The sequence below is a fragment of the Planomicrobium sp. CPCC 101110 genome (genome assembly GCF_007859395.1).
GTDB lineage: Bacteria > Bacillota > Bacilli > Bacillales_A > Planococcaceae > Planococcus.
The window spans coordinates 1,246,915-1,273,249 of record NZ_VOHD01000003.1 but is presented as its reverse complement, the minus strand read 5'-3'; the positions used below and the strand labels follow the sequence as shown (position 1 = coordinate 1,273,249).

Genomic DNA, 26,335 nt, shown 5'->3' with positions numbered 1-26,335 from the left:
GAAAATAAAAACCCTTCACCTCGAAAGATGAAGGGTTTTTGCTTACCACCAAATGATGGTTACAAAAGTAAGAATTACAATAAAAGCAACAAACATTCCGCTAAACATAAAGAATGCGATTGTGCCAGAACCTTTATTGCTTAAGTGCATGAAGTGATAAAGCTGAAGCACTACTTGAATAGCTGCCAACAACAAAATGATCGGCACGATCAAGTATGTAGAAAAGCCGGCTGCTACCGCTGTGAATGCGATCAAAGTCAAAAAGATCATCATTGCAAACGATGTCAGCATGTGGCGCATTTCTTGAGCTCTTTGGCGCCGGACATATTCATACTCTTCTTTTGTTCTTACGTGTTCGTGAACGTCGTGTGCCATATTATCCGATCACTCCCATCAAATAGACTACAGTAAAGATAAATACCCATACTACGTCAATAAAATGCCAGTATAACGAAACCAGGAAAAACTTTGGAGCATTGTAAGTGTTCAATCCGCGTTTCGCATTTCGGACCATTAAAGCGATAAACCAGCCTAGACCAAACAATACGTGCGCCCCGTGTGTTCCGACAAGCGTATAGAATGCTGAACTGAAAGCACTGTTTGTGTAGCCGAAGCCTAAGTGTACGTAATGGTTAAACTCGTAAATCTCTAATCCAAGGAAAGTGGCTCCAAGCAAAACTGTAACAGCGAGCCATGCTTGCATTGATTTGAAGTTATGGTTTTTCATATGGTACATAGCATACACACTTGTCAGCGATGAAGTTAAAAGAATCATCGTCATCGCGAACACAAGAGGAAGTTCGAAAAGTCCAGCGGCTGTAAATTCCATGCCGCTTGGCCCTTTGTCTTTCAATGCAAGATAAGTTGCAAACAAAGAAGCGAATGTTACCGATTCAGCAGCTAGAAGCAGCCAGAAACCGACAAACTTATTTTTCCCTTCCATTGTAGCAGTTTCAGGATGATCCGGCCACGAATGAGGGGTATATTTTTTATTGATGTCCATCGGTTTTCACCCCTTCTCGATCCTTGATCAAATCTTCTTTATGAACATGGAATCCTAGATCATCTTTCAATGAGCGAAGCAACATCGAGCCGAAAGTTATTAACAAACCTAGAACAATTACAGGAACTGTCCAAGGCAGATCATCCGGATGGTAAAGCGCCCCGAAAGAAGCGACGAACAAACCAAATGACATAACCACTGGAATAAACGAGTTGTTTGGCATGTGGATATCGCCAAGCGGTTCTGCGTAAATCATGCCTTCCTTGTTGCCTTCCATCTTCTCGATCCAGTACGTATCAAGTCCACGCACTAGAGGAGTTTGTGCAAAGTTATAGAATGGCGGCGGCGACGGGATTGCCCATTCAAGAGTACGTCCGTCTCCCCATGGGTCATTTCCTACGCGCTCATTTTTAACTGTGGTCATAATGACGTTCACAAGCAAAATGATGACACCTAATGCCATGAATATTGCCCCAGCCGAACTGATGGCGTTGAACAAATCCCAGCCTTGGTCAGCTCCGAACGTATACACGCGGCGAGGCATACCCATAAGCCCAAGGAAATGCTGGATGAAGAAAGTCAAGTGGAATCCGATGAAGAACAACCAGAAAGTCACTTTACCTAGTTTTTCGCTAAGCATAGTTCCGAACATTTTCGGCCAGTAAAGATGAGTGGCCGCGAAAATTGCGAGTACTACCCCACCAACGATTACGTAGTGGAAATGCGCTACGATAAAGTAAGAATCGTGCAATTGATAATCAAGAGGAGCCATTGCTTGCATAACCCCTGTTACCCCGCCTGCTACGAACGAAGGGATAAATCCGACAGCATAAAGCATCGGAGTAGCGAAGGAAACACTTCCTCCCCAGATGGTCAATAACCAGTTGAAGATCTTTACCCCGGTCGGTACAGCGATAATCATAGTAGCTAATGCGAAAATCGCGTTAGCAGTAGGCCCAAGACCGACTGTAAACATGTGGTGAGCCCAAACCATGAATCCGTAGAAACCGATCAGGATTGTCGCAAACACAAGTGCCGTATAACCGAACAGGCGCTTACGAGAGAAAATCGCGAAAATCTCAGAGAAAATACCGAAAGCCGGCAAGATCAAGATGTAAACTTCAGGGTGACCGAAAATCCAGAATAAATGCTCCCAGATAATCGTGTTTCCGCCAGCCGCTACATCGAAGAAGTGGGAACCGAAAAGACGGTCAAACACCATAAAGAAGATAGCGATTGTAAGTGGCGGGAAAGCCAATAGGATCAATGCCGAAGCAACAAATGTTGTCCATGTGAATAGAGGCATTCTCATGTAAGTCATCCCTGGTGCGCGCATGTTGATGATGGTAACAAGGAAGTTAATCCCGGAAATCAACGTACCGAAACCAGAAATAGTCAATCCAAGCGAGTAAAAATCAATACCGTGGCTTTCAGAAGCAAGCGCAAGTGAAGCATAGTTTGTCCACCCTGCATCTGGAGCTCCGCCCAAGAACCAAGAAAGGTTTAAGAATACTCCTCCGAAGAAGAAGAGCCAGAAACCAAGAGAGTTCAAAAACGGGAAAGCTACGTCGCGCGCGCCAATCTGCAAAGGCATAATGGCGTTCATAAATCCTAATAATAACGGCATCGCCGCCAAGAAAATCATTGTTGTTCCGTGCATGGTCAAAACTTCGTTATATGTTCCGGCACTAAGGAAATCATTTCCGGCTTTCATCAACTGGATTCGGATCATCATCGCTTCGATTCCCCCGATCAGGAAGAACAGACCACCTGACATGAGGTAAAGGATAGCGATTTTTTTATGGTCTACAGAAGTCATGTAATCCCATATGGTAGCACCGAAGCCACTTTTTTGAGCGTTAGAACTCACAATGTATACCTCCTTTTTTTAGCTTCGATTCTTTACTGTTCAACAGATAAGCTCATTAAATATGCAGCAAGTGCGTCAAGGTCCTGCTCGGATACATCCTGCCCGCCATTCAATGATTTAACATCCGGCATCTGGTTGCCCGGCTTGTATTGTTGTGGATCTCTGATCCAAGCTTTCAGGTTTTCTTCGTTGTGTTCCAAGATGCCGGCAACGCGGTTGCGGTCACCGAAAGTAGCTAAGTTTGGACCAGCCATAATATTGCCTTCGCCTACACCAGATGTAGCGTGGCAAGCAATACAGCCTAATCCATCTTGGCCGAACAATTCTTCGCCCGTTTGAGCAAGTTCTTCACTCGGTGCAGGCTGTTCTTCCTGCATAGCTGTTACCCACTGGTCGAAGTCGCCAGAGTTCATGGTTTTAACTTTGAAATCCATCAACGCGTGTGATGGGCCGCAAAGCTCAGCACATTTTCCGTAGAACACGCCATCTTCCAATTCAGAAGATTCCTGGTCAAATGTTAAATAGAACGTATTGGTGTTTTCGGGGTTGGCATCAATTTTCCCGCCGATAGAAGGAATCCAGAAGGAGTGTTTCACGTCAGCAGAAACTACGTTAAAGTAAACTCGCTGATCGGTCGGAACAACCAATTCTTGTGCAGTGACAATTCCTTGCTCAGGATATTCAAATTCCCACCAGTAAAGTTTTGCAATAACGTTGACCGTCAAGTTGGTCATAGAACCGTCTTCCGCTTCAACATCCATTGTGCGAGTATCCGCTAAATCGAAAGTTTGATAAACAGTCGGGATTGCAATGATGATGATCAGGACAATCGGGATTGCTGTCCATAGAAATTCAAGTTTTGCGCTTCCTTCCACTTGTTCAGGAATAAATTCATCCCCAAGCTTTGAGCGGCGAAACTTTGTTATTGCCAATACGTAGACAATAGTAACGACAATAATAACAAATAGCATGACCACAGAAGACAAGATCAGCAAGTTGAACTGGTCTTGAGCTACTCCGCCGGCCGGTATCAATGTGGAGATCTCTTCTCGCCCACACCCCGCAAGAAAGAAGATCAAGGCGGCCATCAATGTAAAAAGACGCCACTTTTTAAGCCCATTTATCATAGCTTTTCATACCCCTCTCTCAAGTAAAAAATTTGTACTAACAACGGTAGAAATTAAACGAAGACTGCGAAGATGATCATTGAAACAAAAAGGATGGTCATATAATTCAATGAATAGATGAACATTGTCTTCGCCCATTTCAAATCATCCTGCGCTTTGAATCCGCGTACAGCAAGCACTAGCCAGCCAAGATTCAATAATGAAGCAAGAATGATAAAGCCCATTCCCAGGTTCATTAACAGGAATGGCAGAGGGAACAGCAGCAAAACCCATGCAAGCATCGATTTCTTAGTCCGGTGGAAGCCTTTCACCACTGGAAGCATCGGGATGCCTGCGGCACGATACTCTTCTGTTCGTTTCATCGCTAATGCATAGAAATGAGGCGGCTGCCATACGAACATAATTAAAAACAATGCCCATGCGCCCATGCCGAGTGTCGGCTCAACTGCAGCCCAGCCAATAAGCGGCGGGATTGCTCCCGAGATGCTCCCTACAATCGTATTGCCGACATGTCTTCTTTTCGACCACATGGTATACAGGACTACATATGCAAAGATTCCTGCTATTCCATAGAAGCCGGCTGATACTGATGCTGAGAACAGAAATAATTCGCCTAAAACAATGAAAGATAAAGCGAGTGCCAATACAGCAGATGGCTTAAATCTTCCCGTCACTGTCGGACGCGACTTTTTGCTCGCCATCAACGGATCGATATCTGTGTCAATGTAGTTATTCATCGCAGCAGAACCTGCTATGATTAATGCTGAACCGACCAAGGTGTAGGCGAGGATGTCCAGCTCTTGCAGGAAATGCCTGTCGGAAAACTGAAACGCCAACCACATTCCTGTAAACACGGTTATTAAATTTGAATTGACGATTCCAATTTTAATAAGTGCGAGAAAATCATTCAGGAACGTTGTTGTTTCCGGCGTCTGATGAACTTCCGCAGACAATGACCGGCCGTTTGACATATTATCCCCTCCTTTCAAAGTTGTAAGCATATTCCGCTAACCATAACTATATCTAAATTCCAGTTTTATTTCTACCGCTAACTGAAATTTCCTGATAAAAGCAATGATATTCAAGTGAACGAACTCTGAAATACGCTCTTCCTATCATACCTTAGTGTCCGCATTTTTTTAATATAGAAAAATAATTGTTTTTGAACAGTTTGTGAAGCAGCTCCTTATTATGTCTAAATCTTGAAAGTTTCCGGTATTCGGGATTTTCCGTTGTGTTTTAAAGGAACTTTCGCTATTATCGAGTATGCAGGTTACGGACGTTTCAAGAGTTTCATTTAGAAAAAGTAGGTGGCATACTTGCAGCAAAGTAAATATATTAAATGGTTTGCAGTAGCAGCGACCATCGGGATGCTCTTAATCCTTCTTGGAGGGGCTCTGGTAACAAAGACAGACAGCGGAATGGGCTGCGGCCGACATTGGCCTGGCTGCAACGGGCAGCTGATACCGGATGAAATCACAGCCGAAGTCTTGATCGAGTTTTCTCATCGACTCGTTACAGGGACTGTCGGCATTTTAATTGTCGTGCTGGCGGTATGGGCTTGGCGAAAATATGGCCATATACGTGAAACAAAATTTTTAGCCGTCATGGCGATTTTCTTTTTAGTTCTTCAGGCGTTGATCGGTGCTGCCCAAGTCAAATGGGGACAAGGCGACTTTATACTCGCGCTTCATTTCGGCATTTCACTGATTTCTTTTGCCTCGGTTTTATTGTTGACCCTGTTGGTGTTTGAAGTGGATCAGAAGTTTGACGCGGAGCGTGTGAAAATCGGCGGCAAATTGAAATTCCATACGATCGGAGTTACTTTGTATTCCTATATCGTCGTTTACACTGGCGCGCTTGTGCGGCATACAGAATCCAGCTTGATTTGCTCGGACTGGCCGCTATGCCGCAATGACCAATTTGCCCTTCCAAACAATATGTACGAGTGGGTGCAGATGGGCCACCGGGCGGCAGCCGGATTGATCGTCCTCTGGCTCGGCTATATTGCCTGGCATGCTTTCAAAGAGTATAAGGACCAGAAAGTCATATACATGGGCTGGCTGACTGCGTTCATTATTGTATTGCTTCAAGCGACAACCGGCATGCTGGTTGTCCTGACCAGATTGAATCTAGCGGTCGCGCTTCTCCACTCACTGCTGATTTCTATGCTATTCGGATTGCTGTGCTACATGGTGCTGCTCGTTTCTCGAAGCAGAACGGCTAAAACAAAATAAAAAGCAGATGCCTCTGGGCATCTGCTTTTTTTAATGTCTTTCCATTTCGATCAACAAATCTCCGGTAGAGATGCCTTCGCCTGGGTTGACGTATATTTCTTTTACAGTGCCGTCAAACGGCGCCTGTACAGTCGTCTCCATCTTCATGGCCTCTGTAACGAGCAAATGGTCCCCGCGGTCCACTTTCATTCCTTTTTCAGCAACCACCTTCAAAACTGTTCCCGGCATGGTCGCTGCAATATGGGATTCATCGGTCGGATTCGCTTTCTGTTTCGCTGTTACGTCTGTTTCAACCGTTATGTCTTGAATGTCCACTTCCCGCGACTGGCCATTCAGTTCAAAATAGATTGTCCGTTTGCCATTTTTTTGCGGCTCGCCGATGGAAACCAGTTTGATCATCAAGGTCTTCCCTTTTTCGATTTCCACTTCAATTTCTTCCCCGAGCCTCATGCCGTAAAGGAAAGTCAATGTATCCAGAACCGACACATTGCCAAACTGCTTGAATGTTGCCGTGTACTCCTCAAATACTTTCGGATAAAGGGCATATGCCAAAACCTCATGGCGCGTAACCGGACGTTCGAGCATGCCATACAACGTTCTCTCGATCGCTTCGAAATCGGCCGGCTCCAGCAATTCGCCCGGACGGACCGTAATCGGCTGGCGCCCTTTCAGCACAACTTCCTGCAATTCTTTCGGGAATCCGCCATACGGCTGTCCGATATAGCCTTCAAAAAACTCGATTACGGATTCCGGGAAATCCATGGATCTTCCTTTTGTTAAAACTGTATATTCATCCAAGTCGTTCTGTACCATGAACAACGCCATATCCCCAACAATTTTTGACGAAGGGGTCACTTTGACCACATCACCGAACAGCAAGTTGACCCGTGAATACATCGCCTTCACTTCATCCCAGCGCATCCCTAGCCCGACGCCTTTTGCTTGCTGCTGCAGGTTGCTGTATTGGCCGCCCGGCATTTCATGGACATAAATTTCAGAATGAGGACTGTTCATGCCGCTTTCGAAGTCGGAATAATACTTGCGGACATCTTCCCAGTAATGCGAAATCTGCTCAAGCGGCTGAATATCGGTCCTTACTTCACGCCCGCTTCCGCTCATTGCATAGTACAATGAGTTGGCGCTTGGCTGAGAAGTCAAACCGGACATTGAGCCAAGGGCCGTATCTACAATATCGACTCCCGCTTCAATCGCTTTTGAATACAGATAAATGCCATTGCCGCTTGTGTCATGCGTATGAAGATGGATTGGCAAGGAAGTCGTGTCTTTCAGTTCGGATATCAACCGATAAGCCGCTTCAGGCTTCAGTAAGCCCGCCATGTCTTTGATCGCGAGAATATGGGCGCCTGACGCTTCCAATTCTTTCGCCATTTTTTTGTAATACTCCACAGTATACTTGTCGCGGCTCGGATCCAGGATATCTCCTGCATAGCAAATAGCTGCTTCTGCCACTTTCCCGGATTGGCGCACTTCATCAATTGCCACTTCCATGCCTTTGATCCAGTTCAAACTGTCGAATATCCGGAAAACATCGATCCCTGCTTCGGCTGATTTACGGACGAATTCACGAATCACGTTGTCAGGGTAGTTTTTGTAGCCCACTGCATTGGCGCCGCGGAAAAGCATTTGGAACAACACGTTCGGAATTTCCTGGCGAAGTTTGATCAACCGCTGCCATGGATCTTCTTTCAAGAAGCGGTATGACACATCGAAAGTTGCGCCTCCCCACATTTCAAGCGAGAATAGGTCGCTTTGCAGGCGCGCCGTTTCCTTCGCGATTTCGAACATATCGTACGAACGCAAACGAGTTGCCAAAAGTGATTGATGGGCATCACGGAAAGTGGTATCCGTCAAAAGCACATCTTTCTGGTCATGAATCCATTGGGCTAGCCCTTCCGCTCCATGCGCATCCAAGATTTGCTTGGTGCCGCTCGGTGGAGGCGAAGCCAAATCCACTTCAGGTTTTCTCGGATGGGAGTAAATAGGCTTCTTTTTCTTTTCGATGCCCGGAAAACCATTGACTGTGACGTTGCCGATATAACTCAGCAGCTTGGTTCCGCGGTCTTGCCGCACCGGAAAAATGAACAGCTCTGGTGTTGTGTCGATAAAGCTTGTATCAAATTCGCCTTTCAAGAAGTTGGAGTGCCTTACAACATTCGCAAGGAAAGGAATATTGGTTTTAATGCCCCGGATCCGGAACTCCTGGAGATTGCGGTCCATTTTTGCGGCCGCTTCTTTGAACGTAACTCCCCAAGTCGAGCACTTTACAAGCAAAGAGTCATAGTATGGCGTAATAACGGCTCCCTGGAAACCGTTGCCGGCATCCAAACGGACGCCGAATCCGCCGCCTGAACGGTAAACCATCAACCTGCCCGCATCAGGCATAAAATCGTTCAATGGATCTTCAGTAGTAACGCGAGATTGAATCGCAAAACCGAACAATGGAATATCCGCTTGAAACGGAATATTGATTTCCTCGCTGTGCAATGTATGGCCTCTGGCGATGTTGATCTGTGCATGGACAATATCAATTCCGGTTACCATCTCCGTAATCGTGTGCTCAACTTGGATCCGGGGATTCACTTCAATAAAATAAAATTCTTCGTTAGCAACCAAGAATTCTACGGTCCCTGCATTTATGTAATCGATATTTTTCATTAATTTTACTGCCGCATCACAAATCTCGTTCCGCAGCTTGTTGCTGATTGAATTGGATGGCGCGATTTCCACTACTTTTTGATGGCGGCGCTGAATGGAACAATCCCGTTCATAAAGGTGGACGACATTGCCATCTTTGTCCCCTAGAATCTGCACTTCGATATGTTTCGGTTTTTCAACGAACTTTTCAACATACATTTCATCAGAGCCGAATGCTGCTTTGGCTTCAGATTTTGCACGTTCGTACGACTGTGCCAGTTCTTCTGGCGTTCTGACGATGCGCATGCCGCGCCCACCACCGCCAAGAGAAGCTTTGATCATTAATGGGAATCCGGCTTTTCGGCTGAAATCCACCACTTCTTCAAGGGATTCCACAGGTCCGTCTGTGCCTGGAATAACGGGTATTCCAGCTGCTATCGCTTGTGTACGCGCTTTTACTTTATCGCCGAACATATCCAGATGGCGGGAAGTCGGACCGATAAAGACGATTCCCTCTTCTTCGCATCGGCGGGCAAAATGAACATTTTCCGATAAAAAGCCGTATCCAGGATGGATTGCGTCAACATCCGAATCTTTGGCAATCCGGATGATGTCTTCTATATCCAAATACGCGTCGATCGGTTTTTTCCCTTTGCCGACCAAATAAGATTCATCCGCTTTGAAACGATGATAAGATCCGCTGTCCTCTTGTGAATAAATTGCAACTGTCCGAAGATTCAGTTCTGTACAAGCGCGGAAAACCCGGATAGCGATTTCCCCGCGATTTGCTACTAAGATTTTGTTGATTGTCTTCACTCCGCAGCACATCCTTTACTTTTTCAATTTTTCAACTTTGTGGAACATGGAAACATTCATCAATACTCCCATAGCTAAAGATAACAAAATTATAGATGTTCCGCCATAGCTTATAAATGGCAGTGTTACGCCTGTCAAAGGGATAAGGCCCGTCAAACCGCCCAAATTGACAAATGTCTGGATCCCTATCATGCTTGCTACACCAGCCGCCAGCATTCTGGCCAACGGATCTTTTGTCGTCATGGCAATTGTCAGCCCCCGAAGGACGATGAAAGCTAAGCCGACTAAGACAAAAGCCACTCCGAAGACGCCCAATTCCTCAGCGATAACAGACATGATAAAATCCGTATGCGGTTCTGGCAAATAGCCCAGCTTCTGGACAGACTGCCCAAGTCCAAGCCCGCTTAAGCCCCCGGAGCCGATAGCCAGATATCCATTGACGATTTGCATCCCAAAATTCAATTCATCTTCAAATGGATTGAAAAAAGCATCCAATCGGCCAAGCCGTTTTTCCGTGAAGATCTGGTCTTGCGCAAAAATCACCATCGGCAAGATAAACAGCGCAGCTCCAGCAACTACAATCGAGGCTAATTTGAGATAAAGCTTGAACCGGATGCCGCTCGCCAGCATCACGCACAAACCGACTGCCCCGATGATCAGCATTGAACCCAAATCCGGTTCCAGGAATACAAAAAACAGGACAAACGTCAAAACAATGACCGGCGGCGCAATCGATTCATTGAAATTGTTGATCATGCCTTTTTTGTTTTTGTTGGAAAAGACCCCCGCCAGATAAAGGATAATCCCCACTTTCGCCACTTCTGAAGGCTGTATGCTCGCAAACCCCAGATTGATCCAGCTTTGCGCACCGCCGCCTGCGTAGCCGATCAAGTGAACCAAGATCAAACCGATAAAAATGACAGCCAAAACCAGTTTCATCATGCCTTTTCTGCTGAAATGCTTGTACGGAAAAAGGGCTGCAATCGCAAAAACAGGAAAAGCCAAAGACAAGTTGACCAGTTGCTGTTTATAGAAGTGATTTGCTTCCCAACCGTACACATTCACCGCCCATGCCATACTTGCACTGTAAATCATCACCAGACCGAATATCGACAACGCTATGTATGTAAATAAAAGCGGGTAATCCAAATGTTTTGCATATCTTTTGATGTATTGTTTCATTGCCTATTACCTCGTTTGTTTTATGGGATTAGTAAAAAAACTCAAACAAAGTTCGTTTGAGTTTCAAATCATTTATTGGTATACGCTTCCAACAAAATAGAGAGTTTCTTTTCAAGCGTATCTATCAAATTCTTGCCGGTTTCGCGTTCGATCAGGCCCAGTTTAACGGCAAAATCAATTTCACGCGACAAGCCGAACATTTGTGTATCAAGAACTTCTTCGTACAATGGGCAGGAAGGCAATGTCAAATTGTCCATTTGGACTTTGATCAATTGTTCAATTTTCTCTGCATCTGCTCTGAGGAGTTCTAAAGCTTTTAGTTGGTAAGTTTGTTCTTCTGTATGTTCCATGAGGACTCCCCCATTTATATGATATTTCAGGTCTGTGACTTGTTTAAAGTGTATATGCTAGACAGTAAAATTGCAAGCCTCTATCCTCTCGAGAATTAATCCCTTTGGGAATTTTCAAGGAAACGGTATACTGATTAAAGATAGATAATTTAATGGAGGGTTTGAAATGGAATTTATTATACCGTTTAAAGGTGAGGTAAAGTATAAAATTACAATCGATCCGACAGTCTGGATTTTTGACGACCGTAAACTCGATCTGAATACGTATTTCGTTGAAACAAGAGTAGAGCGCGATGAGCTTGAAGAATACAAGCGCGGCATGGGTGAGCACTGGTCGAGAGAAATCATGGAAGGCGCGACTGTCCCTCCGACTTTAAACTCCGAGAAGACATATAATAGAAAAGAAAAAAATGAAATGATGGCCGGCACATTCGGCATGGCCTTCAAACCGTTTCTTGAAAATGCAGAACCGAGTGAACAGGCAAGCACCGTTGTGATTGAAACTGCAAACGGCGAACAATCCTTTTCCATCGAAGAAGCAAAGAAACTGATTTTCAAATTCAGCCAGGATGGCAAGCCGTTGAAAGAAGACGGACCTGTCCATGTGCTGCTGCCGGATGGTTCGAATCAGCAAAATCCGATAACGGATGTTACAGCGATCCGGGTCGAATAGGGGAGATCAATGATGCGTGTACAATGTGTAATCTGTGACAAAATTGAAGAGCTGAATGACGACACTCTCCAAGCAAAGCGCTTGCGGAACCGGCCCATCCATACACATATGTGTGATGAATGCTATGAACGGATTGCGGAACGGACGAAAGAACGCATTGCTACCGGCTCTTTCCGGTTCTACCGCAGCTCCCGCAGAATAGAGGATGACTTTTGATGAAGCTGCTTAAAGGCATATGGATCGGTCTCTGGAGCGGACTCATGCTCGGCTTTTTACTAAAATGGATTCAATCGATTACGGGGGTCGAAGTTTACTCCTTGCTTTTAAATGTCGATTTTATGCCGATCATCGGCTCAGTTGATTGGTCGGAGCCTGTAGAGTTTTCTTTCCATGTTGCCGTATCGCTGATCATAGGCATCATCTATGTTTACCTTGCCAAACGGCAGCCATATCCTTTCGGGCAACTGGCGCTTCTCAGTTTGATTCTGTGCGCGCCGACATATGTGCTTTATTTCCCATTGGCGGTTCTTGCAAAAAATCCGGAAATTCCCGGAGCGCTTGATGCGGAAGCAATCTTATACTGGATTTTTGCCCATTTGGCCTATGCATTGGCTTTGCCCATTCTTTATAAGGCCTTTGAACGAAAAAACGCTGCTTCTCAATGAGAAGCAGCGTTTTCGCGTTTTTCGCGCCATAATCGAATTTTATACAAAATCAAAATCAGCGCTGCAATGACCAGCCCTTCGACAACCGGCAAGAAAAGGGCCAAGAATGTCAGCCCTAGTCCACCGACTAGAAGAAACAGAGCGATAACAGCATTTTTACCGATTGATAATTTTTTGGCAAAACCTAATTTATAGACAAACGCAGACAACAGGAAGATCACAGCAAAAAGGGCGTAGCCTGCAACTTCGTAGTTTGGCATTGTCTCATATAAAAACCGGGCTAACGGATACATCCTTTCATAGACAAAAGCTTGATCGCCCATGGGTTATACATCCTTCCCATTCATTTATTCTTCAATAGCAACTTTCTTCTTCTTCGCCATGCGCTCGCGCTCGTTTTTATCAAGAATCTTCTTGCGCAGACGGATGGTCTGTGGAGTGATTTCGCAATACTCGTCATCAGCCAAATACTCAAGCGCTTCTTCAAGGCTCATTAAACGGGCTTTTTTCAATGTAGTTGTCTGGTCTTTGTTAGCTGAACGGATGTTAGTCGCAGCTTTGATTTTGACGATGTTAACTGTCAAATCGCTGTCGCGGTTGTGTTCGCCGACGATCATGCCTTCATAAATTTCAGCGCCGACTTCTACGAATGCCGTTCCACGGTCTTCGATGCCCATCAGGCCGTAAGTGGAAACTTTACCGCGTTCCATGGAAACCAATACACCCTGACGGCGTCCACCGACGCGTCCTGAAGCAACCGGCTGGTAGCTGTCGAACGTATGGTTGATGATTCCGTATCCACGAGTTTGCGTCAGGAATTCAGTAGTATAACCGATCAAGCCACGTGCCGGCACATTGAATACCAAACGGACTTGGCCGCTTCCGTTATTGACCATATCAAGCATTTCACCTTTTCGTTCTCCAAGTGATTCAATGATAGCTCCTGTATATTCTTCAGGAACATCAACTTGTACACGTTCTACAGGTTCACAACGGACACCGTCAACCATTTTGACGATAACTTCCGGTTTTGATACCTGAAGTTCAAATCCTTCACGGCGCATGTTCTCGATCAAGATCGACAAATGCAATTCTCCGCGTCCAGATACAATCCATGCATCCGGTGAATCTGTCGGGTCTACACGCAATGATACGTCAGTTTGCAACTGGGCATCCAAACGCTCCTGGATTTTTCTAGAAGTGATCCATTTTCCTTCTTTACCAGCAAACGGGCTGTTGTTGACAAGGAATGTCATTTGCAGTGTCGGCTCGTCAATGCGAAGAACCGGCAAAGCTTCTGGATGGTCTGCAGGACAAACCGTTTCCCCGACGTTGATATCTTCCATCCCCGAAATAGCAATCAAATCACCAGCTTCGGCTTTTTCGATTTCTACGCGTTTAAGGCCCATAAATCCATGCATTTTTGTAACCCGGAAATTCTTGACAGAACCGTCCAGTTTCATCAAAGCAACAGACTGCCCCACTTCGATAGTTCCGCGGAACACACGGCCAATCCCGATACGTCCAACGTAGTCACTGTAATCAAGAAGCGCTACTTGGAATTGAAGTGGCTCATCTCTGTTATCGACTGGCGCTGGCACATGATCCATGATTGCATCGTAAATAACCTGCATGTTTTCTTCTTGGTCAGCAGGGTCAGATGAAAGGCTGGCAGTTCCGTTCATGCCTGAGGCAAAAATAACCGGGAATTCCAATTGCTCGTCATTCGCTTCAAGTTCGATAAACAATTCGATGACTTCGTCAACCACTTCTTCAGGGCGTGCGAAATCGCGGTCAATCTTGTTAACAACAACAATCGGCTTCAAGTTTTGCTCTAAAGCCTTTTTCAGAACGAAACGGGTTTGCGGCATACAGCCTTCATAAGCATCGACAACAAGTAAAACACCATCAACCATTTTCATGATCCGCTCTACTTCTCCACCGAAATCGGCGTGTCCTGGAGTATCCAAAATATTGATTTTAGCGTCTTTATATTGAATCGCAGTGTTTTTCGCAAGAATTGTAATTCCGCGTTCTCTTTCGATGTCATTCGAGTCCATTGCGCGCTCTTCTACATGTTCGTTTGAACGGAAAATCCCTGACTGCTGAAGAAGCTGATCCACTAGAGTTGTTTTACCATGGTCAACGTGGGCAATAATAGCAATGTTTCTTAAGTCATTACGTAAGTTCGTCATACTTTCACTCCAATATTCTTTTTTCATGTCTATAACTGTGTTAGTATAGCACATATAGGGGCAAAACCCTAAGATTTTATTTCAAGCAAAGCGGCGGGAGGCAAATCGATTGAAAAATATAAAATGGATCTTCATGTTATATTCGCTCGCAGCCATATTGTCAATGGTCGGAATCGGCGCAGCAGTAGGGCTTCGGAGCATTCCAGGAATTTTGTTTGCTGTTTTGGCCTTGTGCGCGGTTATGGGACTAGGCTTTAAGAAAAAGAAAGAAATGATGGATGCCGGATTATTATAAAACAAGAAAAAGGCGCAGACAGTTCTGCGCCTTTTTCTTATTTTAAATTGATGTAGCCGTTTAAGATTTGCGAATGCACCGAAGGGTTGGCGGCGATAAACGAATCCTGCCCCAGCAAGTTGGCAGGTTCGCCTTTGAAGTTGGTGGCGACCGCCCCCACTTCCCGCGCAATAACCATGCCTCCCGCAATATCCCAAGGAGATAGCCTCATGGATACATAGGCATCCAACCGGCCTGATGCGACAAAAGCCAATTCCAAAGCGGCAGAGCCATAGGAGCGGGTCCCTCTCACATCCTGGATCAAGCGGATGCTGTCCTCATGCCTAATATATTTGTTTGGCGTAACCCAAGTCGCATTGATGCCCACGATTGACTTGTCCAAAGAAGTTTCTTCTAAAGGCATCAGCCTTTCATCATTGCAATAGGCGCCTTCTCCATGGACTGCATGATAAAAGTTGTCATTGACCACATCATATATGTATCCAAGCTTTCCGACTCCATCTTCATAAACTCCCAGCGATATGGCAAAATTGCTTTTTTGATGGACAAAATTCATCGTTCCATCTATCGGATCCAACATCCAGATTGTGCCTGCCAAATCTTCAATAACGTCCCCAAAACCTTCTTCCCCAAATACCCGGTGTCCCGGAAAATCACGACGGATTCGGGAGATAAAAAACTTTTCAATTTCCTTGTCCATATTCGTCACCAAATCATTGACATTCGATTTTGCTTCGACAACCAATTCAGTTACAAACGAATTGCGGATCAAGTGGCCTGCCTCTTTGATCAAGGATTTTATGTACAGGTCCATTGCATGCAATTCCATCCTTTCGCCTCCTTTCTGTTTTCTCCATTATAACGAGAAAGGCACTTACTGTCTTGAACCAGTAGGTGCCTTTATGTGATGAATAAATTAGAACGCATGAAGTGCCTCCAGTTCCGCATGAATCTCATGAAGCCGTTTTTTGCTTTTTTCTATCTGCCGGCTTTCGTTTACTTTCAACGCGTCGAATAAAGAAGCTAATTCATAATCTAGTTCTAGTTTCAGTACGGATATATATTCTTTTTCGACGTCCGCCTTTCGGATAATCTGAATCATCTGTTTCATAACGAGCACCCCTTTCCGTCCTATTTTTCAATAATTCTGAAATATTATTAGAGCAAGAGAAACGGTTGTCCAGCGGCTTATGGGAGAAAAGTATATTTATATTCTTTCTTCCCAAAGTCGGGTAAGATGAAACATGTATTGTGAAATTAAGGAGGAAAAATAACCGTGACAACTTTTTGGAATGAGCACGACTTTGAAGTTTTTGAAACACCAGGGTTAGAGGGACGAATGGCAGCACTGATCGAACGCGTGCGCCCTAAATTTGAAGAGCTTGGACGAGAGTATTCATCATTCTTCTCCGGGAAAACCGGCGATGAATTTTTTCCTCACGTCGCAAAACACTTACGCAGAACAGTACATCCGCCAAAAGACAGCTGGGTGGCATTTGCTCCATATAAAAGAGGCTATAAAGCGGTTCCCCATTTCCAGATCGGCTTATGGGAAAGCCATGTGTTCATCATTTTAGCCGTCATTTACGAAGCACCGGGCAAAAGCAAAATGGCTGAACAACTTTTGAAGACCGAAATCATCCATTCATTGCCGGATGATTTTGTCATCGCCGGGGACCATATGAAACCGGAGGCGACTTCTTTGGATCAATTGAGCCAAGAAGAAATTGAAAAACTGGTCATCCGGCTCCGAGATGTAAAAAAAGGGGAGTTTGTCATCGGCCGGCACCTTCCACGAGAGCAAGCTGTTTCAATGCCAGAAAAAGACTTTGAAAAGCTTGTCGACCAAACATTCGAAGAATTGCTTCCTTTATATACTATTTTGACACAAAAGTAAAGGGAAATGTACGACTTATCTGAAAATTGGTTCACCGTTCCTTTTTTTGCGCTAAATATGACTCATTATATCCGATAGTCTTCAACCGCAGGAGTGAAATCCTATCGGCCAAAAAAGCGGTGAGCAATCCACCAGCCAGGTTGGATCATGCAAGAAAATTCCCAAACCTTGGATTCTATAGATTATCATCCAAAAAACCCGCAGCTTTCCGCTGCGGGGTTTTTTATTTTTTTTGGAGCCTTATCAAGTCGCCATCGCCTTTTGATTTCATGTCTTTGATGACAGGAAAACTTGCATATCCGCTTTCCTCTTCAAATTCACGGAAGTATGTTTTTTCTTCCGACATCGAAGGAACCACTTCCTTGAATTTTTTGTAGCGCGCAAACATGTCTTGCCGGTTGATTCCTTTTTCGTATGCCATTTCGATTCCTTCAAAAAAAGATACAACGTCTATAATTTCATCCGTTGACCAGTCTATTGAGAATGGATAAGAATATTCCATCTGCCTTCCCTGCTTTCATAAAATAGTCGCCCATTTTTTGCGGATAGCAATGGCTTCCTGCTCCATCCTATCCAACAATTCCTGAACGCTCGGCACATCTTTGATCAGGCCGGTCACCTGGCCTGCCCAACCAAATCCTTCTTCTGCATTTCCTTCATAAATAAACCTTTTATTGGCTTCCCCGCTAATAAGCTCCTTCAGCGCTTCATAGCTGGGATTTTCCCGCTCAACTTCCAGAATGCGGTCCGTCCAGCTGTTATGAAGCGTTCTGGCGGGTGCGCCGATGCTTCGCTTGATGACGACGGTTTCGCTCTCTGAGCTGCTGACCAACGCCTTTTTATACGCTTCAGATGCATGCACACATTCTTTGGTTGCAATAAAGCGCGTACCCATTTCAATGCCTTCAGCCCCTAGGGCATGGGCGGCCATCCAACCTCGTCCGTCACCGATTCCCCCAGAAGCGATCACCGGTATCGAGACAGCATCTGCAACTTGGGGGATGAGCACCATTGTGCCGACATCATCACGCCCCAAGTGCCCCCCTCCTTCTTGGCCGACCACCATCACAGCATCTGCACCAAGATTTTCAGCTTTCTCCGCTTGCCGCCTGGCGGCTACCAAGACCAATTTTTTAACCGAAGTTCCTGCCAGCTGTTCAAAAATTGGTGCAGGATTGCCGCCGGTCATGGATATGACCGGAACATTTTCCCCAATTGCCGCATCAAGCATAGGAGCAAACGCGCGCCCATGTTCCCCTATTGCAAAATTAACGCCGAATGGCCGATCCGTCAATCTGCGTACCGTCCGGATTTCTTCACGCAACTGCTCAGGCGTACCCAAACTCATCGCTGTGATCTGGCCGAGGCCGCCGGCATTAGAAACAGCTGCCGCAAGTTCTGCGTAGGCCAAATAAGCAAGCCCGCCTTGGACAATCGGCAAACGGGTACCGAGCAACTCGGTAACTCTTGTATCAAAGCGCATACTACCCTCTCCTTTTCCCTATATTTCCTGTATTCGATGGAGGGAGGCAAAATCCTTTTATTTTTATAGTATAGCGTGTAGCATCATGCTATAATTCTTTTTGTTTTCATTTTTATAAAGCGAGGTGTGCTACCCATTGTCTCAATTAGAAACTCCGTTATTCGATGCGTTACTGAAGCACCGAAACCGGCACCCGATCCAATTTCACATTCCCGGCCATAAAAAAGGCCAAGGCGTCGATCCCGCGTTCCGGGAATTTGTCGGCGATAATATATTATCCATCGACTTGATCAATATAGCCCCTTTGGATGATCTCCACTCTCCCAAAGGAGCCATCAAACAAGCGCAAGAACTGGCTGCCGAAGCGTTTGGCGCAGATTACACCTTCTTTTCTGTACAGGGCACGAGCGGCGCCATCATGACGATGATTTTAAGCGTCGTCGGTCCAAACGACAAAATCCTGGTGCCGAGAAATGTACATAAATCCATTATGTCGGCCATTGTTTTTGCAGGAGCCATTCCAATTTTCATCCATCCGGAAGTCGATCCGGACCTTGGCATCTCACACGGCATTTCTGCCGAAGCTGTAGAAAAAGCATTGAATGAATATCCGGATGCCAAAGCGGTACTCGTGATCAACCCGACTTATTTCGGTGTAGCTGCCGATTTGAAGCGTATAGTGGATATCGCGCATACCCGTGACATCCCAGTGCTGGTGGATGAAGCCCACGGCGTCCATATCCATTTCCATGAAGCATTGCCGGTATCCGCAATGGCGGCTGGCGCCGATATGGCCGCAACTTCCGTCCATAAATTGGGCGGATCAATGACACAAAGTTCCGTATTGAACGTGCGCGAAGGCCTTGTTTCGCCGAAACGCGTTCAATCGACTCTTTCAATGTTAACCACGACTTCAACATCCTATCCAATTCTGGCATCTCTTGATACTGCCCGCAGACAGCTTGCAGTCCATGGCTATGACTTGATTGACCAAACAATCCGCCTGGCTCAGGACGGCCGCAAACGCATCAACAAAATTCCGCACTTGCGCTGTGTAGGCAAAGAATTGCTGAAAACTTCGGCGACATTTGATATGGATCCGACAAAATTATTGATCAGTGTCAAAGATCTTGGCATTACCGGCCATCAGGCAGAGGAATGGCTAAGGGAAAAAGCCAATATCGAAGTGGAATTGTCCGACCTCTATAATATCTTATGCTTGATAACGATCGGCGACTCGCGCAAAGAGCTAAACCTGCTGATTAACGCACTTCAAAGAATGAGCGCCACGTTCGATTCTGAAGCTGCAATTGTTGAGCCTACTGTTCTTATTCCAGACATTCCGCGGCTTGCCATGACGCCTCGTGACGCGTTTTACGCAACAACGGAAGTGATTCCGATCGCTGAAGCTGTCGGGCGCATTTCTGCGGAATTTATCATGGTTTACCCCCCAGGCATCCCGATTTTTATCCCGGGGGAAATCATCACCCAGGAAAATATTGAATATATCCGCATGAACATTGAAGCCGGCCTGCCGGTTCAAGGACCTGAAGACGATAGTTTAAAAATGCTCCGTGTTATCAAGGAGCAGCAAGCCATCAGATAAAATCAGCAGAACGGCCCGGAAGCAGCAAGCTTCCGGGCCGTTCTTTCATTTCACGCCTTCGATTTCGGCCGGGTCGATAAAGCTATAGCCTTTTTCATTCAGGCCATCTATTATGTCCGATAATGCTTCAGCGGTCCATTCGCGGTCATGCATCAAAAGATTGGCGCCATTGGTCAAAAACTCTGTATTGACCATGATATCAGCCAATGCAGAGGCATCCATATACTCCTGGTTCCAGTCATAGCCATATGTCCAGTTCATAAGCAACATGCCTTCTTTTTCAACAAGCTCCTTGCTGAAATCTGTATTGAGCCCTTGAGGTGCACGGAAAAATTCCGGTTTTTCACCAGTCACTTCTTCAACTGTCTTGCTTAGGGCCAAAATTTCCTCCCTTTGCTGTTCTTTAGAAATTCCTTGTAGATTTGCATGCGTTTCCGTATGGTTTCCAATTGCAAAGCCCATATCATGGATTTTTTTCAAGGTTTCTTTTTCCTCATCCGTATCCAGGAAATGCCCATTGACAAAGAAAATTGCCGGCACATCCTTTTCTTTCAGCGTTTCTGCCATTTCCAGTGAATGCTTGTCAGGAGCATCATCTATAGTGACAAGGACAGCTTCGGCTTCAGCGCCTTCAAGGGGTTCGAATCCCCAGAATGCCGGATTGAGTTTGTACTTCGGTTTTTCTGCTTCAGCCTTCGCTTCCGCTTCGGCTCTTTCTTTTTCGGCTTTTTCTTTTTCCGCTTTTTCCGCTGCTTCTTTTTCAGCATCAGCGGTTTCTTCTGTTTCGGCAGCAGTCTCTTCGACTGTTCCTTGCTGCTCTGTAGATTCTGTTGCTTCTTCGGCAGACTCTCCACCGTTGCCGCATGCTGTCAATAAAGCCAAGCTTGCGGCCATAAAAAAGAATTTCGCATATATCATCGTTTTATCACCTGTAATCCTTTCGACCTCAATTTTAGCATAAATCAATCATTCATTACATAAAATTACAGAAGCCCACAAGGCGGAACTTACCAACGACCGGTTTTCCTCGCGTTTATTTATATGATAAGGGATAAACCGCCCTTTTTATTCCAATTTTAATATGCAAGCGATATTTCCTGCAAATTCCCAGGGACCTTTTGAACAAAAAAAGAAGCCGCAAAGATTTGCGGCTTCTTTCAACTTATTTAAGGATGTGGATTGGTGCTCCCATTGCTACTTCGGCAGCTTCCATAGTAACTTCAGCTAACGTTGGGTGAGCGTGGATTGTCATTGCGATATCTTCAACAGTCATTCCTGCTTCGATTGCAAGGCCAAGTTCAGCGATCATGTCTGATGCGCCAGCTCCAACAATTTGTGCTCCAAGAAGCAAACCGTCTGATTTACGCGAAACCAATTTCACGAACCCTTCAGTTGCATTCAATGAAAGCGCGCGGCCGTTTACGCCAAATGGGAATTTAGCAGCGCTTGCTTCAAATCCTTCTGCTTTTGCTTGCTCTTCAGTCAAACCGACGCTAGCAAGTTCAGGATCCGTGAAGCAAACCGCAGGGATTGCCAAGTAATCGACTACTGATGACTCGCCGGCAATCGCTTCCGCAGCAACTTTCCCTTCGTATGATGCCTTGTGAGCCAATTGCAGGCCTGCGACAACATCACCGATTGCATAGATGTTCGGAACGTTTGTGCGGCACTGCTTGTCAACGTTGATCAAGCCACGCTCGCCAAATTCGACTCCGACTTCTTCAAGTCCCATCTCATCCGTGTTCGGACGGCGGCCAACTGTCACCAATACGTAATCGGCATCAACCGTTTTTTCTTCTCCGCCTGCAGCGTAAGTGACTGTAACACCAGTTTCAGTTTCTTCAACGCCTTTTGCAGAAGCATTAGTGATAACTTCAACGCCTTTTTTCTTCAAGCCTTTTTTAACGATAGCTGTCATTTGTTTTTCAAATCCAGCCAAGATATCCGGAGCACCTTCAAGGATTGTCACTTCAGAACCCATATTTGCATATGCTGTCCCAAGTTCCGTTCCGATGTAGCCGCCGCCGATAACTACTAGTTTGCCCGGCACTTCATCAAGATTCAAAGCACCCGTTGAGTTGATGACGCGTTTCGAGAATTTGAATGTCGGGATTTCTACAGGGCGTGAGCCGGTAGCAATAATGGCATTTTTGAATTTATACGTTTGAGCAGCGTTTTCAGTGATGACACGAATTGTATTCGTATCAACAAAGTAAGCTTCCCCGCGTACGATTTCTACTTTGTTGCCTTTCAACAGCGATTCAACACCGCCAGTCAATTTCTTAACTACGCCATTTTTGAAAGCTTGGGCTTTTTCAAAGTTAAGGGTAACTTCGTTTGCAATGACACCCATATCATCCGAATGCTTCGCTTCTTCAAAACGGTGCCCTACTGAAATCAACGCTTTTGATGGGATACAGCCGACGTTAAGGCACACGCCGCCGATATATTCTTTTTCAACGATTGTTACTTTTTGGCCTGTTTGAGCAGCACGGATCGCTGCAACATATCCGCCAGGGCCGGAGCCGATGACGAGCGTATCTGTTTCGATTGGGAAATCTCCTACTACCATAAGTTTACGCCTCCATTAATAATAGTTCTGGTTCGCTCAATAAGCGTTTAATGTGGTTCAATGCATGCTGCGCAGTCGCTCCATCAATCATGCGGTGGTCAAAGCTCAATGACAATGCTAACACAGGAGCTGCCACGATTTCACCATTTTTAATTACAGGCTTTTCTGCAATGCGTCCGATTCCAAGAATTGCAACTTCCGGATGGTTGATAACTGGCGTGAACCACTGGCCGCCCGCAGAACCGATATTCGTGATCGAGCAAGACGCACCTCTCATTTCATTTGGAGACAATTTTCCAGAACGGGCTTTTTCAGCTAGTTCGTTGATCTCTGATGAAATCGAGAAAACAGATTTACGGTCAGCGTTCTTAACGACCGGCACTAACAAGCCTTTGTCAGTATCCGCCGCGATGCCGATGTTGAAGTAATGTTTTTGGACGATTTCGCTTGTTGCATCATCAAGAGATGTATTTAAAGCCGGGAATTCGCGCAATGTGCTGACTAGCGCTTTTACCACATATGGCAAATACGTCAACTTGATTTGTTTTTCAGCAGCGATGTCTTTGAACTTTTTGCGGTGCGCGACAAGTTCTGTAACATCCACTTCATCCATAAGCGTTACGTGAGGTGCTGTATGTTTCGAATGGACCATCGCCTTAGCGATTGCTTTGCGGATTCCAGACATTTTCTCACGAGTTTCCGGGAATTCGCCTTCAGGCACAGAAACAGTTGATGGCGCTTTTGGCGTTTCTTCTTTTGCTGCAGCTGGAGCTTCCGCTTTCGCTTCTTCAGGAGCAGGAGCAGCTGATGATTGCTGGCCGCCGCTCAAGAACGACTCAACATCTTCTTTTAGAACTCGGCCATTGTTGCCGGAACCGTTCACTTGCTTGATATCGACGTTTTGGTCGCGGGCAAATTTGCGGACAGATGGCATTGCGATAACTCGCGCTGTCGGATCTGCTTCGGTTTCAACTTGAGGCTGAGCGCCAGCTCCAGTGTTCCCTACATTCGGAACTTCTTCTTTGACAGGAGCTTTGTCGACTTTTTGGCTGGACTCAGAAGTGCCGGATTGAACCAATTCTTCTGTGCTTTCTTCAACTTCTTGGACATTGCCGTCTTGGCCGGCATGGCTGCCTTTGAATTGGATGTCATCTGCGCCTTCTGCGTCGATGCGAACCAATACGTCGCCCACTACTGCTACAGTTCCTTCTTCAACTAGGATTTCTAAAATCTTCCCTGTCACTGGTGAAGGCATTTCAACGACCGATTTGTCATTTTGCACTTCAAACAGAATGTCGTCCTCTTCGATTGTGTCTCCAACTGTGACGAACCATTTTACGATTTCACCTTCGTGGATACCTTCTCCGATATCCGGTAAACGAAATTCAAAAGCCATTAGTTTCACCCTTTCTTTTACGCAACTATTAGAACGTAAGAACTTTTTTCGCTGTTTCTACTATATCCTTCGAGTTCGGCAGCCAAACTTGTTCAGCTTGCGAGAATGGGAAGATTGAATCCGGTGCCGTAACACGCAATACCGGCGCTTCCAAGCTCAAAATCGCACGGTCTGTGATTTCAGCTACAACTCCAGCTGCAATGCCGCCTTGTTTTTGTGCTTCCTGCACTACCATTGCCCGGCCAGTTTTCTCGACAGAAGCAATGATTGTTTCGATGTCTAGAGGCTGGATCGTACGCAAGTCGACCACTTCCACTGAATAGCCTTCTTTTTCAAGTTCTTCAGCCGCTTTCAGGCTTTCTTGGACCATTGCGCCGTAAGTGATGATTGAAAGGTCTTTTCCTTCACGTTTCACATCGGCTTTGCCTAAAGGAATCGTATAAGATTCTTCCGGCACCTCCTGGCGGCCAGAGCGGTAAAGTTTCAAATGCTCAAGGAAAACTACCGGATCATTGTCGCGGATAGAAGAGATAAGCAAACCTTTTGCATCATATGGTGTTGATGGTACAACCACTTTTAAGCCTGGCTGTGAAGTCATCAAGCTTTCCAATGAATCAGCGTGCATTTCCGGTGTATGAACACCGCCGCCAAATGGGGAGCGGATCGTTACAGGCGCATTCAAGCTGCCGCCGCTGCGGAAACGCATACGAGCCATTTGTCCATTGATGGAATCCATCACTTCATAAACGAATCCGAAAAATTGGATTTCTGGAATCGGGCGGAAACCTTGCAAAGCCAAGCCGATCGCAAGGCCGCCAATACCAGATTCCGCAAGAGGTGTATCAAACACGCGGTCTTCGCCAAACTCTTTTTGCAAACCTTCAGTTGCACGGAAAACTCCGCCGTTATTTCCGACGTCTTCACCGAAAACAAGAACATTTTCGTCGTTTTTCAATTCTGTTCTCAGAGCGTCCGTAATCGCTTGAATCATCGTCATTTGTGCCATTGCTTACTTCGACTCCTTCGCTTTGTAGATTTCCAGCTGTTCTTTCACATTGAATGGAACCTCTTCGTACATGATTTCCAGCATGTTTGTAACAGTCTGTTTCGGCGCGCTGTCCGCTTTTTTGATAGCTGCCTTGATTTCATCTTTAGCTCTTTCAATTACTTCGTTTTCTTTCTCTTCGCTCCATAAGCCTTTCGCTTCCAGGTATTTGCGGAAACGAACAAGAGGGTCTTTCTTTTCCCATTCGCTGTCGATATCCGAAGTACGGTAGCGAGTCGGGTCATCCCCTGCCATTGTATGAGGGCCATAGCGGTAGCACATTGTCTCGATCAAAGTCGGGCCGCCGCCGCTGATTGCGCGTTCGCGGGCGTCGCGTGTCACTGCATAAACTGCTAATGGATCCATGCCGTCCACCAATACTCCAGGAATCCCTGCAGCTACTGCTTTTTGAGCGATGGTTTTTGCAGATGTCTGCAATTCACGCGGCGTAGAAATCGCGTATTGGTTGTTTTGCACGATGAAGATTGCCGGCGCGCGGTAAGATCCAGCAAAGTTGATGCCTTCATAGAAATCGCCTTGCGAAGAACCGCCGTCTCCTGTGTACGTAATGGCAACCGCTTCTTTCTTGCGTTTTTGCATGCCAAGTGCAACTCCTGCAGCTTGAATGTATTGCGCCCCGATGATGATTTGCGGCGGCAAAATGTTCAGGCCTTCAGGCATCTGGTTGCCCATGAAATGGCCTCGCGAGAATAAGAATGCTTGGTGCAGCGGCCAACCGTGCCAAATCAATTGAGGCACATCACGATATCCCGGTAAAATGAAATCTTCTTTTTTAAGTGCAAATTGCGAAGCCAATTGCGAAGCTTCCTGCCCGGCAGTTGGAGCATAGAAACCCAAACGGCCTTGGCGGTTCAACGAAATAGAACGCTGATCCAGAATTCTTGTGTATACCATACGGCTCATTAATTCCTGAAGATCTTCATCCGATAGCTTCGGATCTGCCTCTTCATTGACAATTTCGCCTTCTTCGTTCAAAATTTGGACCATTTCAAACTTTTCTTCGATTGAGTGAAGCGTTTCCACTGGATCGAACAACAGTGATTTTTTCTCAGCCATAAAAGCAACTCTCCTTTTTATCTGTATTAACATTACTCTATTTATTTAGTAATACAATTGCATTTCCTTACTCAGTATACGTTAGTAGATTTACGTGGTCAATCATTGCGAACCTAATATTATCAAGCATTGTTTAATACCACCCCATTCGGCTTTCAAAAAACTGTATCAGTACATTATCGAACACTGTA

At 45.7% G+C, this 26,335-nt stretch carries 26 protein-coding genes; 7 read left to right on the top strand and 19 right to left on the bottom strand.

Annotated elements, in window-relative coordinates:
* Positions 1-42: 42 nt before the first annotated feature.
* From ctaF to cyoE, 5 genes are read right to left on the bottom strand one after another with little or no spacing between them, the layout of a single operon-like run.
* Positions 43-375 carry a cytochrome c oxidase subunit IVB gene (gene ctaF / locus FQV30_RS06165; RefSeq protein WP_146499224.1) on the bottom strand — a complete coding sequence of 111 codons (333 nt, stop codon included), beginning with the start codon at positions 373-375 and terminating at the stop codon, positions 43-45.
* 1 nt (position 376) lies between these two features.
* Entirely contained in the window at positions 377-1,003 is a 627-nt protein-coding gene (locus tag FQV30_RS06160) for a cytochrome (ubi)quinol oxidase subunit III (RefSeq protein WP_146499223.1), read from the bottom strand.
* On the bottom strand, positions 990-2,873 hold the full coding sequence (gene ctaD, locus FQV30_RS06155) for a cytochrome c oxidase subunit I (protein WP_146499222.1): 1,884 nt from the start codon (positions 2,871-2,873) through the stop codon (positions 990-992). Before ctaD ends, FQV30_RS06160 begins: the two co-directional genes overlap by 14 nt.
* A gap of 32 nt (positions 2,874-2,905) precedes the next feature.
* Positions 2,906-4,000, bottom strand: a complete 1,095-nt coding sequence (gene coxB / locus FQV30_RS06150; protein ID WP_146499221.1) for a cytochrome c oxidase subunit II — start codon at positions 3,998-4,000, stop codon at positions 2,906-2,908.
* A gap of 53 nt (positions 4,001-4,053) precedes the next feature.
* Positions 4,054-4,971 (bottom strand): heme o synthase, encoded by a 918-nt coding sequence (gene cyoE, locus FQV30_RS06145; RefSeq protein WP_146499220.1) that lies wholly within the window; start codon positions 4,969-4,971, stop codon positions 4,054-4,056.
* A gap of 348 nt (positions 4,972-5,319) precedes the next feature.
* Between cyoE and FQV30_RS06140 the strand changes: the two genes are divergently transcribed.
* On the top strand, positions 5,320-6,237 hold the full coding sequence (locus tag FQV30_RS06140) for a COX15/CtaA family protein (protein WP_146499219.1): 918 nt from the start codon (positions 5,320-5,322) through the stop codon (positions 6,235-6,237).
* A 30-nt stretch (positions 6,238-6,267) separates the two neighbouring features.
* Here FQV30_RS06140 and pyc read toward each other — a convergent pair whose 3' ends face one another.
* The 3 genes from pyc to FQV30_RS06125 form a co-directional block, all read right to left on the bottom strand.
* Complete coding sequence (pyc, locus tag FQV30_RS06135; RefSeq protein ID WP_146499218.1) at positions 6,268-9,708, bottom strand: pyruvate carboxylase; 3,441 nt, start codon at positions 9,706-9,708, stop codon at positions 6,268-6,270.
* Positions 9,709-9,723: 15 nt separating this feature from the next.
* The gene (locus FQV30_RS06130; RefSeq protein WP_146499217.1) at positions 9,724-10,890 is read right to left on the bottom strand and encodes an FtsW/RodA/SpoVE family cell cycle protein; all 1,167 of its coding nucleotides are present in this window, start codon (positions 10,888-10,890) and stop codon (positions 9,724-9,726) included.
* A 68-nt stretch (positions 10,891-10,958) separates the two neighbouring features.
* Positions 10,959-11,240: an Fpa/YlaN family protein gene (locus tag FQV30_RS06125; RefSeq protein ID WP_146495747.1), complete on the bottom strand. Its 282-nt coding sequence runs from the start codon at positions 11,238-11,240 to the stop codon at positions 10,959-10,961.
* 166 nt (positions 11,241-11,406) lie between these two features.
* On the opposite strand from FQV30_RS06125, the gene FQV30_RS06120 reads away from it, so the two are divergent.
* Genes FQV30_RS06120 through FQV30_RS06110 form a run of 3 tightly spaced genes read left to right on the top strand, consistent with a single transcriptional unit; the run spans position 11,407 to position 12,578 of the window.
* Positions 11,407-11,913, top strand: a complete 507-nt coding sequence (locus tag FQV30_RS06120; RefSeq protein ID WP_146499216.1) for a peptidyl-prolyl cis-trans isomerase — start codon at positions 11,407-11,409, stop codon at positions 11,911-11,913.
* Positions 11,914-11,925: 12 nt separating this feature from the next.
* Positions 11,926-12,129, top strand: a complete 204-nt coding sequence (locus FQV30_RS06115; RefSeq protein ID WP_146499215.1) for a YlaI family protein — start codon at positions 11,926-11,928, stop codon at positions 12,127-12,129.
* Positions 12,129-12,578 carry a hypothetical protein gene (locus FQV30_RS06110; RefSeq protein WP_146499214.1) on the top strand — a complete coding sequence of 150 codons (450 nt, stop codon included), beginning with the start codon at positions 12,129-12,131 and terminating at the stop codon, positions 12,576-12,578. Before FQV30_RS06115 ends, FQV30_RS06110 begins: the two co-directional genes overlap by 1 nt.
* Here FQV30_RS06110 and FQV30_RS06105 read toward each other — a convergent pair.
* Positions 12,572-12,901, bottom strand: a complete 330-nt coding sequence (locus tag FQV30_RS06105; protein ID WP_146499213.1) for a YlaH-like family protein — start codon at positions 12,899-12,901, stop codon at positions 12,572-12,574. The genes FQV30_RS06110 and FQV30_RS06105 overlap by 7 nt on opposite strands.
* Before the next feature lie 24 nt (positions 12,902-12,925).
* On the bottom strand, positions 12,926-14,773 hold the full coding sequence (typA, locus tag FQV30_RS06100) for a translational GTPase TypA (RefSeq protein WP_146499212.1): 1,848 nt from the start codon (positions 14,771-14,773) through the stop codon (positions 12,926-12,928).
* Between the two features lie 109 nt (positions 14,774-14,882).
* Here typA and FQV30_RS06095 point away from each other — a divergent pair, with 109 nt between their 5' ends.
* Positions 14,883-15,068: a YlaF family protein gene (locus FQV30_RS06095; RefSeq protein ID WP_146499211.1), complete on the top strand. Its 186-nt coding sequence runs from the start codon at positions 14,883-14,885 to the stop codon at positions 15,066-15,068.
* A 37-nt stretch (positions 15,069-15,105) separates the two neighbouring features.
* Here FQV30_RS06095 and FQV30_RS06090 read toward each other — a convergent pair whose 3' ends face one another.
* Together FQV30_RS06090 and FQV30_RS06085 are read right to left on the bottom strand one after the other, a co-directional pair.
* Positions 15,106-15,897, bottom strand: a complete 792-nt coding sequence (locus tag FQV30_RS06090) for an inositol monophosphatase family protein (RefSeq protein WP_146499210.1) — start codon at positions 15,895-15,897, stop codon at positions 15,106-15,108.
* 87 nt (positions 15,898-15,984) lie between these two features.
* Entirely contained in the window at positions 15,985-16,179 is a 195-nt protein-coding gene (locus tag FQV30_RS06085; RefSeq protein WP_146499209.1) for a hypothetical protein, read from the bottom strand.
* 165 nt (positions 16,180-16,344) lie between these two features.
* On the opposite strand from FQV30_RS06085, the gene FQV30_RS06080 reads away from it, so the two are divergent.
* Positions 16,345-16,965, top strand: coding sequence for a YktB family protein (locus FQV30_RS06080; RefSeq protein ID WP_146499208.1), 621 nt, complete (start codon positions 16,345-16,347; stop codon positions 16,963-16,965).
* A gap of 223 nt (positions 16,966-17,188) precedes the next feature.
* On the opposite strand, the gene FQV30_RS06075 is transcribed toward FQV30_RS06080, so the two are convergent.
* Together FQV30_RS06075 and FQV30_RS06070 are read right to left on the bottom strand one after the other, a co-directional pair.
* Complete coding sequence (locus FQV30_RS06075; protein WP_146499207.1) at positions 17,189-17,467, bottom strand: UPF0223 family protein; 279 nt, start codon at positions 17,465-17,467, stop codon at positions 17,189-17,191.
* A gap of 15 nt (positions 17,468-17,482) precedes the next feature.
* A complete protein-coding gene (locus FQV30_RS06070) occupies positions 17,483-18,448 on the bottom strand; it encodes an NAD(P)H-dependent flavin oxidoreductase (protein ID WP_146499206.1) in 966 nt (321 codons plus the stop codon).
* Positions 18,449-18,584: 136 nt separating this feature from the next.
* On the opposite strand from FQV30_RS06070, the gene FQV30_RS06065 reads away from it, so the two are divergent.
* Entirely contained in the window at positions 18,585-20,054 is a 1,470-nt protein-coding gene (locus tag FQV30_RS06065) for an aminotransferase class I/II-fold pyridoxal phosphate-dependent enzyme (RefSeq protein WP_146499205.1), read from the top strand.
* A 45-nt stretch (positions 20,055-20,099) separates the two neighbouring features.
* Here the strand turns inward: FQV30_RS06065 and FQV30_RS06060 are convergent, their stop codons facing one another.
* The 5 genes from FQV30_RS06060 to pdhA form a co-directional block, all read right to left on the bottom strand.
* Positions 20,100-20,972: a polysaccharide deacetylase family protein gene (locus FQV30_RS06060; RefSeq protein ID WP_146499204.1), complete on the bottom strand. Its 873-nt coding sequence runs from the start codon at positions 20,970-20,972 to the stop codon at positions 20,100-20,102.
* A 244-nt stretch (positions 20,973-21,216) separates the two neighbouring features.
* Positions 21,217-22,626, bottom strand: coding sequence for a dihydrolipoyl dehydrogenase (lpdA, locus tag FQV30_RS06055; RefSeq protein WP_146499203.1), 1,410 nt, complete (start codon positions 22,624-22,626; stop codon positions 21,217-21,219).
* A 4-nt stretch (positions 22,627-22,630) separates the two neighbouring features.
* Positions 22,631-24,022 (bottom strand): dihydrolipoamide acetyltransferase family protein, encoded by a 1,392-nt coding sequence (locus tag FQV30_RS06050; RefSeq protein WP_146499202.1) that lies wholly within the window; start codon positions 24,020-24,022, stop codon positions 22,631-22,633.
* 28 nt (positions 24,023-24,050) lie between these two features.
* The gene (locus tag FQV30_RS06045) at positions 24,051-25,028 is read right to left on the bottom strand and encodes an alpha-ketoacid dehydrogenase subunit beta (protein ID WP_146499201.1); all 978 of its coding nucleotides are present in this window, start codon (positions 25,026-25,028) and stop codon (positions 24,051-24,053) included.
* Between the two features lie 3 nt (positions 25,029-25,031).
* Positions 25,032-26,144 (bottom strand): pyruvate dehydrogenase (acetyl-transferring) E1 component subunit alpha, encoded by a 1,113-nt coding sequence (gene pdhA / locus FQV30_RS06040; protein ID WP_146499200.1) that lies wholly within the window; start codon positions 26,142-26,144, stop codon positions 25,032-25,034.
* Between the last annotated feature and the right edge of the window lie 191 nt (positions 26,145-26,335).